1 protein-coding gene is annotated in these 17,657 nt (G+C 74.7%); it reads left to right on the forward strand.

Translation table 11 applies throughout. The annotated features are described in order from the left end of the window. Positions 1-150: 150 nt before the first annotated feature. Positions 151-17,657: type I polyketide synthase (locus I4J89_RS50395; RefSeq protein WP_230860451.1), on the forward strand; the 17,507-nt coding region annotated here is incomplete at its 3' end.

Genomic DNA, 17,657 nt, shown 5'->3' on the forward strand with positions numbered 1-17,657 from the left:
GTGTTGCGCGGTGTGCGCTTCCCCGTTGTATTTTCATTCCCTCCGATTGTCGCTCAGGTAATTAATTCGGGGTGATCGGACGGAGTACGGCCCGGCCATTCGTTTCATGTGAATGAAACGCGGCCCGCCTGAAACGGGGGAGCAGCACACATGGATCCGGTGACGGATATCGCCGTGATCGGGATTTCCTGCCGGTTGCCGCAGGCGCGGAATCCCGAGGCATTGTGGGTGCTGCTGCGCGAGGGCCGCAGCGCACTCGGACCCACTCCGGCCGATCGCTGGCCGGACCTGGACCGGGGCGTCGGCTTCGGCGGGTTCCTGGACCACGTCGACCGCTTCGACCCCGCGTTCTTCGGCATCACGCCGCGCGAGGCGGCGGCGATGGACCCGCAGCAGCGGCTCGCTCTCGAGCTCGGCTGGGAGGCCCTCGAGGACGCCGGCGTGCCGCCCGCACGGCTCGCCGGCGTTCCCGCCGGCATCTTCATCGGTGCGGCGAGCAACGACTACGCGCTGCTGGCCGACCGGCAGGGGCGTACGGGCATCACCGCGCACACCTTCATCGGCCAGCAGCGCACCATGATCGCCAACCGGATCTCGTACGCGCTGCGCCTGCGCGGCCCGAGCCTGACCGTCGACACCGGCCAGTCGTCATCGCTGGTGGCCGTCCACCTGGCATGCGAGAGCCTGCGCCGCGGGGAGTCGTCCGTCGCGATCGCGGGCGGCGTCAGCCTGACCCTGACCGTCGAGAACGCGCTCGCCCTGGCCCGTACCGGGGCTTTGTCGCCGGACGGCGTCTCGCGGGCGTTCGACGCCGGCGCCAACGGCTTCGTGCGTGCCGAGGGCGGCGCGCTGGTGGTCCTCAAACCGCTCGCCGCGGCCCTGGCGGACGGCGACCCGGTCAGCGCCGTCATCCGGGGCAGTGCCGTCAACAACGACGGGGGAGGCGCGGGTCTCACCGTTCCCGAGGCCGGTGCGCAGGAGGAGGTCATCCGGCTGGCCTGCGCGCGGGCCGGGGCCGACCCGTCCGAGCTGCGGTACGTGGAGCTGCACGGCACCGGCACCAAACGCGGCGACCCGATCGAGGCGGCCGCGCTCGGTGCGGTCGCGGCCGGGCGGCCTGCCGGATCGACGCTGCTGGTCGGCTCGGTCAAGACGAACATCGGGCACCTGGAGGCTGCCGCCGGGGTCGCCGGCCTGCTCAAGGTGGTGCTCGCGATGCGGAACCGCGAGCTGCCGCCCAGCTTGAACTTCTCCGCGGAGCGGCCGGAGATCCCGCTCGCCGAGCTGAACCTGAGCGTCGTCACCGAGCGCCTCGGCTGGGAGCGGCCGTTCCTCGCGGGCGTCAGCTCGTTCGGCATCGGCGGCACGAACTGTCATGTGGTGGTCGGACCGGCTCCGGCCGAGCCCGCACCGGCCGAGCCCGGCCCACCGATGGCCGCGGCGCCGTGGGTGCTCTCCGGACGCACCCCCGCGGCCCTGCGGGATCAGGCCCGCGACCTGCTGTCCTGGCTGGAGCAAGCGCCGGACGCCACGCTCGCCGACATCGGTCACCGGCTCGCGACGGCCCGGACGGCGTTCAAGGAGCGGGCCGCGGTGGTCGGGGGTGACCGGGCGAGCCTGGCCGCCGGGCTGGCGGCGCTGGCGGAGGACCGGCCGGCGCCAGGCGTCCTGCGTGGGACCCCGGCCGACGGTGGTCTCGGCCTCCTGTTCACCGGGCAGGGTGCGCAACGGCCCGGCATGACCGCCGAGCTGTACGCGACCTTCCCGGTGTACGCCGCGGCGCTCGACGAGGTGGCCACCCGCTTCGACGCGCTCACCGGCGGTTCGTTGCTTCCCGAGATCCTCGCCGGGGACCGGGTGCACCGCACCGAGGTCACCCAGCCCGCCCTGTTCGCCGTCGAGGTGGCGATGTACCACCTCGTCCGGTCGTGGGGGTTGCGCCCGGCACGCCTGCTCGGCCACTCGATCGGCGAGATCGCGGCCGCCCACGTCGCCGGAGTGCTCACCCTCGATGACGCCTGCACGCTGGTGGAGGCGCGCGGCCGGCTGATGGGCGAGTTGCCCGCCGGCGGCGCGATGACCGCCGTGGAGGCGGGCGAGGACGAAGTCGCGGCGCTCCTGGAGGCCGAGGCGGGTCCGGTGTCGATCGCCGCGGTCAACGGGCCGTCCGCTGTCGTCGTCTCCGGCGAACGGGAAGCGGTCGCGCGCGTCGTGGAGGCTCTGCGGGAGCGCGGGCGCCGGATCCGGGAGCTTCCGGTCAGCCACGCGTTCCACTCGCCGCTGCTGGAGCCGATGCTCGACCGTTTCGCTGAGGTGGCGCAGCGCCTGTCCTACGCGCCTCCCACAGTCCCGGTCGTCTGCGGGCGCACCGGCGAGCCGGTGCGCGAGTTCACCGCCGACCACTGGGTGCGGCAGGCGCGCGAGGCCGTGCGGTTCGCCGCCGGCGTGGAGGAAATGTACGCCGCGGGCGTCGCCCATCTGCTGGAGCTGGGCCCGGACGGGGTGCTCAGCGCGATGGCGCGGGAGTGCCTGGCCGGGCGGGAGGCGACGGTGGTGCCGCTGCTCCGGCGCGACCGGCCGGACGCCGAAGCGGTGGCCGCCGCACTCGCCGCGCTGCACGTCGCCGGGGTGGGCGTGGACTGGGCGACGTTCTTCGCGCCCTATCGGCCGCGCCCGATACGGCTGCCCACCTATCCGTTCCAGCGGGCGCGTTACTGGCTCGGGGAGAAGACCCCGGCCGTGCGGGCGCCCGCACCGGCCGCCGCGCCGCGACACAACGGTGACCTGATCAGCCTGATCCGGGCCGAGGTGGCGGGCGCGCTGGGCTCGCCCGGCCCGGCAGGTGTCGACGTTCATGAGACCTTCCGCAGCCTCGGGCTGGACTCGCTCATGCTGGTCGAGCTGGCGAGCCGGCTGGCCACCGCGACCGGCACCGGCCTCACGACCGCCGACCTGTTCGACCACCCCACGCCGCAGCGACTCGCCGCCCATCTGGCCGCGACCGTGCCGGCTTCCGATGGAGCGCCGAACGGCTCGGCGGCCGAGCCGCTCAACGGCCGGGCGCTGAGCGCACCGATCACAAAACAGGCCGGCGGTGACGTGCCGGCGGGGCCGAGCGCGCCGATCACAGGGCAGGCGGGCGGTGACGTGCCGGCGGGGCCGAGCGCGCCGATCACAGGGCAGGCCGGCGACGACGCGCCGGGCGCAGGCAGCGAGCCGATCGCCATCGTTGCGATGGCCTGCCGGTACCCGGGCGGCGTGGCCTCGCCCGCCGACCTGTGGCGGCTGGTCGCTGACGGCGTCGACGCGATCGGTGACTTTCCCACTGACCGTGGCTGGCGGGGCAGCGGGCGCGGCGGGTTCCTGTACGACGCGGCCGAGTTCGACGCGGAGCTGTTCGGGATCAGCCCGCGTGAGGCGACCGCGATGGACCCGCAGCAGCGCCTGCTTCTCGAACTGTCCTGGGAGACCTTCGAACGCGCCGGCCTGCCCCCGGACAGCGGTGCGGGCGTGTTCTTCGGTGTGAGCCCGCTCGGCTACGGCCCGGCACTGGACGAGCCGGCCGAGGGCACCGAGGGGCACCGGCTGACCGGAACCACTCCCAGCGTGGCGTCCGGCCGGGTGGCGTACGCACTGGGCCTGCACGGCCCGGCGCTGACAGTCGACACGGCCTGCTCGTCCTCACTGGTGGCGGTACACCTCGCAGTCGAGTCACTGCGCCGCGGCGAATGCTCCACGGCGCTCGCCGGCGGCGCCGCCGTGATGGCCACACCCGGCATGTTCGTGGAGTTCGCCCGCCAGGGTGGACTGGCGGCGGACGGCCGGTGCAAGCCGTTCGCGGCGGCGGCCGACGGGACGAGCTGGGCCGAGGGCGCTGGCGTGCTGCTGCTGGAACGGCTCAGCGACGCGCGGCGGCTCGGGCATCCGGTGCTCGCCGTGGTCCGTGGTTCGGCGGTGAACCAGGACGGCGCGTCCAACGGGCTCAGCGCACCCAGCGGCGCGGCACAGCAGCGGGTCATCCGTGCGGCCCTCGACGCGGCCGGCCTGACGCCGGCGGACGTGGACGCGGTGGAGGCGCACGGAACCGGCACCACCCTCGGCGATCCGATCGAGGCACAGGCGCTGATCGCCGCCTACGGGACCGAGCGAGACCGGCCATTGTGGCTCGGCTCGGTGAAGTCGAACATCGGGCACACGCAGGCCGCCGCGGGGGTGGCCGGGGTGATCAAGATGGTCGAGGCGATGCGGCACGGGTTGCTGCCCCGCACCCTGCACGCCGACCAGCCCACACCGCACGTGAACTGGTCCGCGAGATCGGTACGACTGCTGAACCACGCCGTGGCCTGGGAACCGGACCGGCTGCTCCGGGCCGGCGTGTCGTCCTTCGGGATCAGCGGCACCAATGCCCACGTCATCGTCGAGGGCGTCGCCGATGAGCAGGTCGCGGCCGCCGAGGAGACCGGACCGGAGGACGTGCCGTGGATCGTCTCCGGCGCGAGCCCGGAGGCCGTCGCAGCCCAGATCGAGAACCTGACCGCGCTGGCGCCCGGTGCCCGCCGGGTGGATGTGGCGTACTCATTGGCGGCCGGGCGTGCCGCTCTGGACTACCGCACGGTCGTCGGCCAGGACGTGATCCGGCGCGCCGGCGACGGCCGGGTGGTCTTCGTGTTCCCGGGTCAGGGGTCGCAGTGGACCGGGATGGGCTTGCAGTTGTGGGACAGCTCGCCGGTGTTCGCCGCGTCGATGCAGGCGTGTGAGGAGGCGCTGCGCCCGCACACCGGCTGGTCGCTGCGGGAGCAGTTGGCGGGCCCGCTGGATCAGGTGGATGTGGTGCAGCCCGCCTTGTTCGCGGTGATGGTGTCCCTGGCGGCGTTGTGGCGGTCTTACGGGGTCGAACCGTCGGCGGTGGTGGGTCATTCGCAGGGGGAGATCGCTGCGGCGCATGTGGCGGGCGCGCTGTCGCTGGAGGACGCCGCGCGGGTGGTGGCGTTGCGGAGTCGGGCGTTGCGGGCGATCGCCGGGCGGGGCGGGATGGTGTCGGTGCCGTTCGCCGACGTCGATGCGGGCGAGCTGTCGATTGCGGCGGTCAACGGCCCGGAGTCGGTGATCCTGTCCGGTGACAAAGACGCGGTGGACCGGTTCCTCGCTGAGGAACCGCGAGCCCGGCGGATCGCGGTGGACTACGCCTCGCATTCCCCGCACGTGGAAGCCGTAAAGGACGAGATCCTCGCGGCGCTTGACGGGATCGAGCCACGCACACCCGTCGTGCCGTTCCACTCGACGGTCATGCCGGGCGAGGACGTGGTCCCGGACGCCGACTACTGGTACCGCAACCTGCGGCAGACGGTCCGGTTCGCCGACGCGGTCGCCGCCGTGCCTGGCGTCCTTCTCGAAATCAGCCCGCACCCGGTACTCGGCCTCGATCTCGGCACGCTGCGCCGCGACCAGGGTGACATCACCGGCGCGCTGGCCCAGGCCTGGACCCACGGTGCGGAGATCGACTGGGAGGCGGTGTACGTGCCGCACAGCCCGCGCCGGCTGGACCTGCCCACCTACCCCTTTCAGCGGCGCCGCTACTGGCTCACCCCACGCCCGAGCGGCGACCTGACCGGCGCGGGCCTGGACGACGCCGGCCACCCGCTGCTCGGCGCGTCGGTCGACCTTCCCGACGGCGGGCACCTCTACACCGCCCGGGTGTCAACCGACGATCAACCCTGGCTCGCCGACCACGCCGTCCTCGACACGGTCCTGCTCCCCGGCACGGCACTACTCGAACTGGCCCTGCACGCGGCCGGCGGCGACCACGTCGCCGAACTGGTCCTCGAAACACCTCTGCGGCTGCCGCCGGGCACCGCGATCCAACTGCGGGTGACCGTGGCCGCCGCGGACGACGACGGCCGGCGTGCGGTGAGCGTCCACTCCCGGCCGCCGGCCGCCGAATCGTGGACCCGGCACGCTCAGGGGGTCGTCTCGGCCGAGCCCGGCGCCACACCGCCCGAACCGCTCACCGCCTGGCCGCCGCCGGGCGCCACCGCCCTCGACCTGGACGGCCGGTACGACGTCCTGGCCGCCGACGGCTTCGGCTACGGGCCGGCCTTCCAGACGCTGCGTGCCGCGTGGCGGGACGGCGACGACCTGTACGCGGAGGTCGAGCTCGCCGCGGACCAGCCGGCCGGGACGTACGCGCCGCACCCGGCACTGCTCGACGGTGCCCTGCACGCGCTCGGCCTCGGCCCGTTCCCGGCGGCCGGCAGCACCTGGCTCCCGTTCGCCTGGTCGGGTGTCACCCGGCACGCGGACACCCCCGCCGGCCTGCTGCGGGTGCGGATCACGCCCGCCGGACCCGACGCGGTGGCCCTGGTCGCCTGCGACGCCGCCGGGACACCGGTGCTGAGCGCCGAGTCGATGCGGGCCCGCCCGGTCACCGCCGCCCAGCTCGGCGTGGACGCGGACACCCTGTTCGAGGTGCGGTGGACCGAGGTGCCGTGGCGCGCGGAGGCCGTACCGGAAAAGGGTTTCCTGGAAATCGACCCGCCGGCGGCCGGGGAGCTGACCGCGACCGCCCACGTGGCCGCCCGTGACGCTCTGCGCGTAGCGCAGGAGCACCTCGCCACCGAGAGTGGGCGGCTGGTGGTGGTGACCCGCGGCGCGGTGGCCGCCGGTGACGCCGATGCGGTGCCCGGGCTGGCGGCGGCCGGGGTGTGGGGCCTGATCCGGTCCGCGCAGAACGAGAACCCGGACCGGTTCGTGCTCCTCGATCTGGAGCCCGGCGCGGAGGTGCCGGACGCGGTGCCGCCGGGTGAGACCCAGCTGGCGATCCGGGCCGGGAAGGCGTTCGCACCGCGGCTGGTGCCGGCCGCACCGGCGCCGGACGCCGCCCCGGCCGAGCTGGATCGGGACGGCACGGTGCTGATCACCGGCGCCACCGGCACGCTCGGCCGCCTGGTGGCCCGCCACCTGGTGACCACCCACGAGGTACGCCACCTGCTGCTGCTCAGCCGTGGCGGGCGCGCCGAGGAGCTGGCGGCGGAGCTCGCCGGGCTCGGCGCCGACGCCCGGTTCGCCGCGTGCGACGTGAGTGACCGGGCCGCCCTGGCCGCCGTCATCGACTCGATTCCGGCCGCGCATCCGCTGACCGCCGTCGCCCACCTGGCGGGCGTCCTCGACGACGGCGTGGTCGGCTCACTCACCCCCGAGCGGCTCGGCCGGGTGCTGCGGCCGAAGGTCGACGCCGCCGTGCACCTGCACGAGTTGACGGCCGGCGCGGACCTGCGTGCCTTCTGGCTGTTCTCCTCGGTGCTCGGCGTCACCGGCGGTCCCGGCCAGGCCGCCTACGCCGCCGCCAACACCTTCCTCGACGCGCTGGCGCAGCACCGGCGCGCCGCGGGCCGGCCGGCCCTCTCGCTGGCGTGGGGCCTGTGGGCCGAGCGCAGCGGGATGACCGGCGAGCTGAGCAAGCTCGACCTGCGCCGGCTGGCCCGCAACGGGCTGGTGCCGCTCGGCACCGAGCAGGGGCTCGCGCTGTTCGACCGGGCGTGCGCGCTTGATACGGCGCTGGCCGTACCGGCCCGCCTGGAACGTGCCGCGCCGGCCCGGCGGCAGACGTCGCGCGTGGCCGGGCTGCCCGCGGCCGAACGCCGCGACGCCCTGCGCGACCTGGTACGACGAGCCGCCGCCACGGTCCTCGGCCATCCGGCCGACCATCCGATCGACGCCGACCGCCCGTTCAAGGCGCTCGGGTTCGAGTCGCTGACCGTGCTGGAGCTGCGCAATCAGCTCGCCGCCGCGACCGGGCTGCGACTGCCGGCGACCTTGGTCTTCGACCATCCCACCGTAGCCGCGCTCGCCGACCACCTGGCGGACCTGTTCGCCGCGCGGAAGCCGGCCGCCGCGGTTGCTGTGGCGAGGGCGGATCGGGAGCCAATCGCCGTCGTCGCCATGGGCTGCCGCTATCCCGGCGGTGTGCGCTCGCCCGAGGACCTGTGGCGGCTCGTCGCGGCGGAGGGCGACGCCATCTCCGCGTTCCCCGCCGACCGCGGCTGGGGGAGGGACGGCGTCGGTGGCTTCCTCTACGACGCGGCCGACTTCGACGCGGAGCTGTTCGGGATCAGCCCACGCGAGGCGACCGCGATGGACCCGCAGCAGCGCCTGATGCTGGAGCTGACCTGGGAGACCTTCGAGCGGGCCGGCGTCGACCCCCGATCGGTACGCGGACAGCAGGTCGGCGTCTTCACCGGGGCGATGTACCACGACTACGCCAGCCGGTTCACCACAGCGCCCGCCGAGGTCGAAGGGCACCTGCTGACCGGCAACACCGGCAGTGTGATGTCGGGGCGGGTGGCGTACACGTTCGGGTTGCAGGGGCCGGCTCTGACGGTCGACACGGCGTGTTCGTCGTCGCTGGTGGCCGTGCACCTCGCGGTCGAGTCGCTGCGCCGCGGCGAGTGCTCGATGGCCCTGGCCGGTGGGGTCGCGGTGATGGCCACACCGGCCACGTTCGTGGAGTTCGCCCGGCAGGGCGGGCTGGCGGCGGACGGCCGGTGCAAGCCGTTCGCGGCGGCGGCCGACGGTACGGGCTGGTCAGAGGGCGCCGGGGTGCTGCTGCTGGAGCGGCTCAGCGACGCGCACCGGCTCGGGCATCCGGTGCTCGCGGTGGTGCGCGGTTCGGCGGTGAACCAGGACGGCGCCTCGAACGGGCTCAGCGCACCCAGCGGGCCCGCGCAGCAGCGGGTCATCCGGGCGGCGCTGGCCGACGCCGGGCTGCGGGCGGCCGACGTGGACGCGGTGGAGGCGCACGGAACCGGTACGACCCTGGGCGATCCGATCGAGGCGCAGGCGCTGATCGCCGCCTACGGGAACGAGCGGGAGCGCCCGCTGTGGCTCGGTTCGGTGAAGTCGAACATCGGGCACACGCAGGCCGCCGCCGGGGTGGCCGGGCTGATCAAGATGGTCGAGGCGATGCGGCACGGGGTGCTGCCGCGCACTCTGCACGTCGACCGGCCCACCCCACACGTCGACTGGCCGGTCGGCGCGGTGTCGCTGCTGACTGAGGCCACGCCGTGGCCGTCAGCCGGACATCCGCGCCGGGCCGGGGTGTCCGCGTTCGGGATCAGCGGCACCAACGCACACGTCATCGTCGAGGGCGCCGAACCGCAGCCGGCCGTAACCCTGGAGAGCCCGGCGGTGCGCGTGCCGTGGCCGCTCTCCGGGCACCTGCCCGAGGCGCTGCGCGAGCAGGCCGCACGCCTGCGGTCGTTCCTCGCCACCGCGCCACCCGCGCGCCCGGCCGATATGGGGGCCGCGCTCGCCGCACGGACCGCGTTCGAGCACCGGGCGGTGGCCATTGGCGAAGAAGCCCTGGACGCGCTGGCGGCGGGCCGTGAGCATCCCCGTCTGGTGCGCGGCACCGCCGAGGCGCCGATGCGGACGGTCTTCGTGTTCCCGGGTCAGGGTTCGCAGTGGACCGGGATGGGTTTGGCGTTGTGGGACAGCTCGCCGGTGTTCGCGGCGTCGATGCAGGCGTGTGAGGAGGCGCTGAAGCCGCACACCGGCTGGTCGCTGCGCGAAGTCTTGGCCGGCCCCCTCGACCAGGTCGATGTGGTGCAGCCGGCCCTGTTCGCGGTGATGGTGTCCCTCGCTGCCCTGTGGCGGTCCTACGGGGTCGAACCGGCCGGGGTGGTGGGTCATTCGCAGGGGGAGATTGCTGCTGCTTATGTGGCCGGGGCGCTGTCTCTCGATGACGCGGCGCGGGTGGTGGCGTTGCGCAGTCGGGCGTTGCGGGCGATCGCGGGTCGGGGCGGGATGGTGTCGGTGCCGTTCGCTGACGTCGATCCGGGCGGGCTGTCGATTGCGGCGGTCAACGGCCCGGAGTCGGTGATCCTGTCCGGTGACACAGAGGCGGTGGACCGGTTCCTGACTAAGGAGCCGAGGGCGCGGCGGATCGCGGTGGACTACGCGTCGCATTCCCCGCATGTGGAGGCGGTCCGCGAGGAGATCCTGACTGCCCTGGACGGAATCGTGCCCTTGGCGCCGCAGGTGCCGTTCCACTCCACGGTCACCCCGGGCGAGGACGTGGTGCTGGACGCCGCCTACTGGTACCGAAATCTGCGGCAGACCGTGCGGTTCGCCGACGCGATCACCGGGCTGGGCACGCTGGTAGAGGTCAGCCCGCACCCGGTGCTCGGCCTCGATCTCAGCACCCTGCGCCGCGGTGAGGACGACATCGATGCCGCGCTCGCCCGGGCCTGGACCCGCGGCGTAGCGGTCGACTGGAACACGGTTTACGCACCCCACGAGCCGGTGCGCGTCGACCTGCCCACGTACGCCTTCCAGCGCCGCCGCTACTGGCTCGAGGCGCCCGCACCGGCACCGGCGGCCGGACCCGGGACGTACCGGGTCGCCTGGCACCCGGCCACCCTGCCCGCGGGCGCCCTGCACGGCACCTGGCTCCTGGTCACCCCGGCCGGCGCCGACCACCCAGATCTCGTGCCGGCGCTGACCCGGCACGGCGCTGACGTGCGGCAGGTTACCGATGCCGACCTGTCGGGGGCGCTCGGCGCGGGACCGATCGCCGGGGTCCTGTCGCTGCTCGGCTACGACGAGACGGCACACCCGGACCACCCCGAGGTGCCGGCCGGACTGGCCGCCACTCTCGCGCTGACCCAGGCTCTCGGCGACGCCGGGATCACCGCACCCCTGTGGCTGGCCACCCGGTCCGCGGTGTCGGTCGGTGCCGGTGACCCGCTGGACGCGCCCCGGCAATCCCTGATCTGGGGACTGGGCCGGGTCATCGGCCTCGAGCACGGCGACCGCTGGGGCGGCCTGGTCGACCTTCCGGACACCGTCGACGCCGCGGCCGGCGACCGGCTCGCCGCGGTCCTGACCGGACGCGACGGCGAGGACCAGGTCGCCATCCGTACGCACGGGGTCTTCCTGCGCCGCCTCGTGCCCGCACCGGTGAGGCCGGACCCGGCGGTGTCGTGGCAGCCGTCCGGAACCGTACTGATCACCGGCGGCACCGGCGCGCTCGGCGCGCACGTCGCCCGCTGGGCCGCCCGGCAGGGTGCCGTGCATCTGCTGCTGCTCAGCCGCAGCGGGCCGGACGCGCCCGGGGCCGAGCGGCTCCGGGACGAGCTGACCGGGCTCGGCGCCCGGGTCACCCTGACCGCCTGCGACGTCGCCGACCGGGACCAGCTCGCCGCGGTCATCGCCGAGCACCCGCCCACCGCCGTCGTGCACACCGCCGCGGTTCTGGACGACGCCGTGGTGCGGCAGCTGCGACCGGACCAGCTCGCCACCGCGCTGCACGCCAAGGCCACGGCCGCCACCCACCTGGACGAACTGACCCGGCACCTCGACCTGCGGGCGTTCGTGCTGTTCTCGTCGATCGCCGGCACGCTCGGCGTACCGGGCCAGGGCGGCTACGCCCCGGCGAACGCCTTCCTCGACGCGCTCGCCGAACGCCGCCACGCCGCCGGTCTGCCGGCCACCTCCATCGCCTGGGGCGCCTGGGCCGGCGGGGGCATGGCCGCGCTGGCCGGCGTCGAGAATCTGCTCCGCCGGCACGGCCTGCCGCAGATGCCGCCCGAGGTGGCGCTGGCCGGGATGCACCGAGCCGTCGAGTCGGGCGCCGCGACCCTGGCCGTGGTGGACATCGACTGGGATCGGCTCTATCTGGCGTTCACCGCCTCCCGGGTCCGGCCGCTGCTGCACGCCGTACCGGAAGTGCGCGCCATCCGGGCGGCCGAGAGCCGCCGGGCCGGCGCCGGTCCGGCCGGTCTGGTCGACCGGCTGGCCGCCGGTACGCCGCAGGACCGGCAGCGGGCGCTGCTCGACCTGGTCCGCGAGCACGTCGCGGCCACGCTCGGCCATAGCGGGCCGGAGACGGTACGCGCGGACCGCTCGTTCAAGGATCTGGGGCTCGACTCGCTGACCGGGGTGGAGATCCGTAACCGGCTGGGTGCCGTCACCGGGCTGAGCCTGCCCGCCACGGTGGTGTTCGACGAGCCCACCCCGGCCGCGCTGGCGCAGCGGCTCGGCGCGGAACTGTTCGGCGACACGGCCCGGCTACCGGTTCCGGTCGCCACCGCCGGCGGCGGCGACCCGATCGTGCTGGTCGCCACGAGCTGCCGGTTCCCCGGCGGCATCGACACCCCCGAGGACCTGTGGCGTACGGTCCTGGACGGCGTCGACACGGTCGGCCCGTTCCCGGCCGACCGCGGCTGGAGCGGCGACCTGTACCACCCGGATCCCGGCCGTCGCGGCACCTCCTACGCCCGTGAGGGCGCCTTCCTGCGTGACGCGGCCGGGTTCGACGCGGCGTTCTTCGGAATCAGCCCGCGCGAGGCGCTCGCCATGGACCCGCAGCAGCGACTGCTGCTGGAGATCGCCTGGGAGGCCGTCGAGCGGGCCGGCATCGACCCGTCCGCGCTACGCGGCAGCCGCACCGGCGTGTTCGCGGGCACCAACGGCCAGGACTACCCGGCGCTGCTCGCCACCGCACCGGACGCCGCCGACGGCGGCGAGGGCTATCTGGTCACCGGCAGCGCGGCTAGCGTGTTCTCCGGCCGGATCGCGTACGCCCTGGGCCTGGAAGGCCCGGCCCTCACCGTCGACACCGCCTGTTCGTCGGCGCTGGTCGCCGTCCACCTGGCCGCGCAGGCGCTGCGGCGCGGGGAATGCGACCTGGCCCTCGCCGGTGCGGTCACCGTCATGTCGACACCGGCCCTGTTCGTCGAGTTCAGCCGGCAGCGGGGGCTCGCCCCGGACGGCCGGTGCAAGCCCTTCGCGGCGGCCGCGGACGGGACCGGCTGGGGTGAGGGCGCCGGCATGGTGGTCCTGGAACGGCTCTCCGACGCCCGCCGCCACGGGCACCCGGTGCTGGCCGTGCTGCGCGGCAGCGCGGTCAACCAGGACGGCGCCAGCAACGGCCTGACCGCACCGAACGGCCCCGCCCAGCAACGCGTCATCCGGCAGGCGCTGGCCGACGCCGGCCTGGACCCCGGCGAGGTCGACGCGGTGGAGGCGCACGGCACCGGCACGCGGCTGGGCGACCCGATCGAGGCGCAGGCGTTGCTGGCGACCTACGGGACGGACCGGGAGCGGCCGCTCTGGCTCGGGTCGGTGAAGTCGAACCTGGGCCACACCCAGGCCGCCGCCGGTGCCGCCGGACTGATCAAGATGGTGGAGGCACTGCGGCACGGGGTTCTGCCGGCCACGCTGCACGTGGACGCGCCGACACCGCACGTGGACTGGTCCGCCGGGGCGGTGCGGCTGCTCACCGAGCAGGTGCCGTGGCAGCCCGCCGAGGGGCGACCGCGACGTTTCGGTATCTCCGCGTTCGGCATCAGCGGCACCAACGCGCATGCCGTACTGGAAGCGCCTCCGGCCGTCGACGGGACCGGCGGAGGGGTCGCCCCGGAAGCGCTGCCCTATGTGCTCGCCGGGCACAGCGCGGAGGCGTTGCGAGCGCAGGCGCGCCGGCTGCGTACCGCCCTTCGCGGGGACCCGGACGCTCGTGACGCTGATGTGGCCTACTCGCTGGCCACCACCCGGGCGGCGCTCGACCACCGGGCGGTCGTGGTCGCGGCCGGCCGCGACGAACTGCTGCGCGGACTCGACGCGCTCGCCGAGGGGCGGCCCGCCGCCCATGTCAGCGTCGGTGTGCCCGGCGGCGACGGCCTGGCGTATCTCTTCACCGGCCAGGGCAGCCAGCGCGCCGGCATGGGGCAGGCTCTCTACGCGGCGTTCCCGGCCTACGCCGAGGCGTTCGACGCGGTCTGCGACCGGCTGGACCGCCACCTCGACCGGCCGGTCCGCGACATCCTGGGCGACCCGGACGCTCTCGACCGGACCGAGTACGCCCAGGTCGCCCTCTTCGCCGTCGAGGTGGCCCAGTTCCGGCTCCTGGAGAGCTGGGGCATCCGGCCGGCCCGGCTCGCCGGGCACTCCATCGGTGAGGTCGCCGCCGCGCACACCGCCGGAGTTCTCGACCTCGACGACGCCGCCACCCTGGTGGCCGCACGGGGCCGGCTCATGCAGGCGGTGCCGCACCGGGGGGCGATGGCCGCGGTCGAGGCCAACGCCGACGAGGTGCGACCGATGCTCGACGGCCACGAGACGACGGTCGGCCTCGCCGCCGTGAACGCGCCGCGCGCCTGCGTGATCTCCGGTGACCCCGACCAGGTCGAACGGATCGCCGCGCACTTCCGCGACCTTGGCCGCAGGACCCGTACGTTGCAGGTCAGCCACGCCTTCCATGCCCCGCACCTGGACGGCATGCTGGACGACTTCCGCGCGGTCACCGAGGGCTTGAACTTCGCGCCGCCGAAGATTCCGCTGATCTCCACGGTCACCGGGGAACCGCTGACCGATGCCGAGGCGTGCGACCCCGGCTACTGGACCCGGCAGGTACGCGAGCCGGTGCGGTTCCTCGACGCCATGCGACGGCTGGCCGCCGGCGGTACGACGACGTACCTGGAACTCGGCCCGGACGGGGTGCTGTCCGGGCTCGCCGAGCAGTGCGTCGGCGTACCGGGCGTGCCCGTGCTGCGCGGGACGCGCCCCGAGGTGGCCGCCGTGATGGCTGCCGTCGGCCACCTCCACGTGCACGGCGTGGCCGTGGACTGGGCCGCGTTGTTCGCCGGCACGGGCGCTCGCCGGGCACCGCTGCCCACGTACGCCTTCCAGCACCGCCGGTTCTGGCCGGTCGACGACGGCACCACCGACGCCGTGTCCCGCTGGCGTTACCGGATCGACTGGCGGCCCCTGCCGGATCCCGCCCCGGCCCGGCCGGACGGCACCTGGCTGGTGGTCCTGCCGGCCGGAGCGGATCCGCTCGTCGACGCTCTGGTCGGCTGCGGAGTCAACGTGCTGGCCGGTACCGACCTGCCGGACCCGGTCCGCCTGGCCAAGGCCGGGCCGATCGGCGGTGTGCTCAGCCTGCTCCCGCCCGACGCCACGCTGACGCTGATGCGCGCGCTCGCCGCAGCCGACGTCCGTGCGCCGTTGTGGCTGGTGACCCGGCGGGCGGTCAGTACGGGAAGCGCCGATGGGCCGCCGGACCCGCGCGCGGCCGCCGTCTGGGGACTCGGCCGGGTCTTCGCCCTGGAGTCTCCCGACCGGTGGGGCGGCCTCATCGACCTGCCCGAGCAGCTGGACCCGGAGAGCATCGGCCGGTTGCTGAGCCTGCTCGGTGGCGGTGCCGGCGACGAGGATCAGATCGCCGTCCGCGGCGACGGCATCCTGGCCCGGCGGCTGCGGCGCGCCGGTGCCGGCGGACTGTCCGGCCCGGAGTGGCGGCCGCGCGGCACGGTGCTGATCACCGGCGGGACCGGTGCGCTCGGCGGCCATGTCGCGCGGTGGCTGGCCCGGGCCGGGGCGCCGCACCTGTTGCTCGCCGGGCGACGCGGCGAGGACACGCCCGGCGCCGCCGAGCTACGGGCCGAGCTGACCGCCCTGGGAGCCCGGGTCACCGTCGCGGCCTGCGATGTCGCCGACCGCGAGGCGGTCCGGGGACTGCTGGCCGGCGTACCCGCGGACCTACCGCTCAGCGCGGTCGTGCACACCGCCGGCATCGTGCGGGAAGCGCCCCTGGCCGAGACCGGTGTCGCGGACCTGCATGAGGTCGCCGCCGCCAAGGTGGGCGGCGCCGAGCACCTCGACGAGCTGCTCGGCGACACGCCGCTCGACGCGTTCGTGCTGTTCTCCTCCGTCTCCGGGGTGTGGGGCAGCGGCGGCCAGGCCGCCTATGCCGCCGCGAACGCCGCCCTGGACGCCATCGCTGAGCACCGCCGGGCCCGCGGGCTGGCCGCCACCTCCGTCGCGTGGGGACCCTGGGCTGGCGGCGGCATGGCCGGGGAGGCCGCGACCGAACGGTTGCGCCAGCGCGGCCTGGCCGCGATGGAACCGGGCCGGGCGCTCGCCGTGTTGCGGCGAGCCGTCGCCGACGGGGAGACCACCCTCGCGGTGGCCGACGTGGACTGGGACCTGTTCGCGGCCACCTTCGCCGCGGCACGGCCCCGTCCGCTGCTGGCCGGCCTCCCGGCGGCCGCTGCGCGGGAGCCGGCCACGGCAGGGCGCCTGGCCGCAGTGCCGCTCGCGCACCGCGATCGTTTCTTGACCGATCTGGTACGCGGCCACGCCGCCGCCGTCCTCGGCCACGACACCAGCGACGGGATCGAGGCCGACCGCGCCTTCAGCGACCTCGGCTTCGACTCGCTGACCGCGGTGGAACTGCGCCAACTGCTCCAGGCCGAAACCGGTCTGCGGCTGCCGGTCACCGTCGTCTTCGACCACCCCACCCCGGCGGCGCTGGCCGCCGAGCTCGCCGCCCGCCTCGGCGAGGAGGCTCCGGCCGCGGTCACACCCGCGGTCGCGACCGAACCGGACGAGCCGATCGCCATTGTCGGCATGGCGTGCCGCTACCCGGGCGGCATCGCGTCGCCGGAGGACCTGTGGCGCCTGGTGACCGACGGCGGGGAGGTGCTCGGCCCGTTCCCGGCGGACCGCGGCTGGGACCCGGCGCGAGCCGGCCGCAGCGACGTGCGGATGGGCGGCTTCCTCGACGGTGCCGGGGAGTTCGACGCCGGCTTCTTCGGGATCTCGCCGCGGGAGGCGACCGCGATGGACCCGCAACAGCGGCTGTTGCTGGAAACCTCGTGGGAGGCGTTCGAGCGGGCCGGTGTCGACCCGCGCTCGCTGCGCGGCAGTCGTACGGGCGTGTTCGTCGGTGCCTCCCCGCAGGGTTACGGCGCCGGGCTGACCAGCGTGCCCGCCGAGGTGGAGGGCTACCGGCTGACCGGCAGCGCCACCAGTGTCTTCTCCGGGCGGGTCTCCTACACGCTCGGCCTGCAAGGGCCGGCGCTGACGGTCGACACGGCCTGTTCGTCGTCGCTGGTGGCGCTGCACCTGGCCGTGGCGTCGCTGCGGCGCGGCGAGTGCGACCTGGCGCTCACCGGTGGCGTGGCGGTGATGGCCGGCCCGGACGTCTTCGTGGAGTTCAGCCGGCAGGGTGGGCTGGCGGCGGACGGCCGGTGCAAGCCGTTCGCCGAGGCGGCGGACGGTACGGGCTGGTCCGAGGGTGTGGGCCTGCTGGTGGTGGAGCGGTTGTCGGATGCCCGGCGCAACGGGCATCCGGTCCTTGCGGTCGTCCGTGGCTCCGCCGTGAACCAGGACGGCGCGTCGAACGGCCTGACCGCGCCGAACGGCCCGGCTCAGGAACGGGTGATCGTCGAGGCTCTGGAGGATGCGCGGTTGTCGCCGGGTGATGTCGATGTGGTGGAGGCGCACGGGACGGGGACCCGGTTGGGGGATCCGATCGAGGCGCAGGCGCTGATCTCGGCTTATGGCGGGGAGCGGGAGCGGCCGTTGTGGTTGGGGTCGCTGAAGTCGAATCTCGGTCATACCCAGGCGGCTGCTGGGGTGGCCGGGGTGATCAAGACGGTGTTGGCGATGCGGTATGGGGTGTTGCCGCGCACGTTGCATGTGGATGAGCCGAGTTCGCGGGTGGATTGGTCGGCGGGTGCGGTGCGGCTGCTGTCGGAGCCGGTGTCGTGGGTGCCGGGTCGTGCTGGGGTGTCGGCGTTCGGGATGTCCGGGACGAACGCGCACGTGATCCTCGAGGCCGTCGACGTAGAACCTCCACCGGAGGATGCCGG

Source organism: Actinoplanes aureus, from assembly GCF_015704865.1.
GTDB classification, from domain to species: Bacteria; Actinomycetota; Actinomycetes; order Mycobacteriales; family Micromonosporaceae; genus Actinoplanes; species Actinoplanes aureus.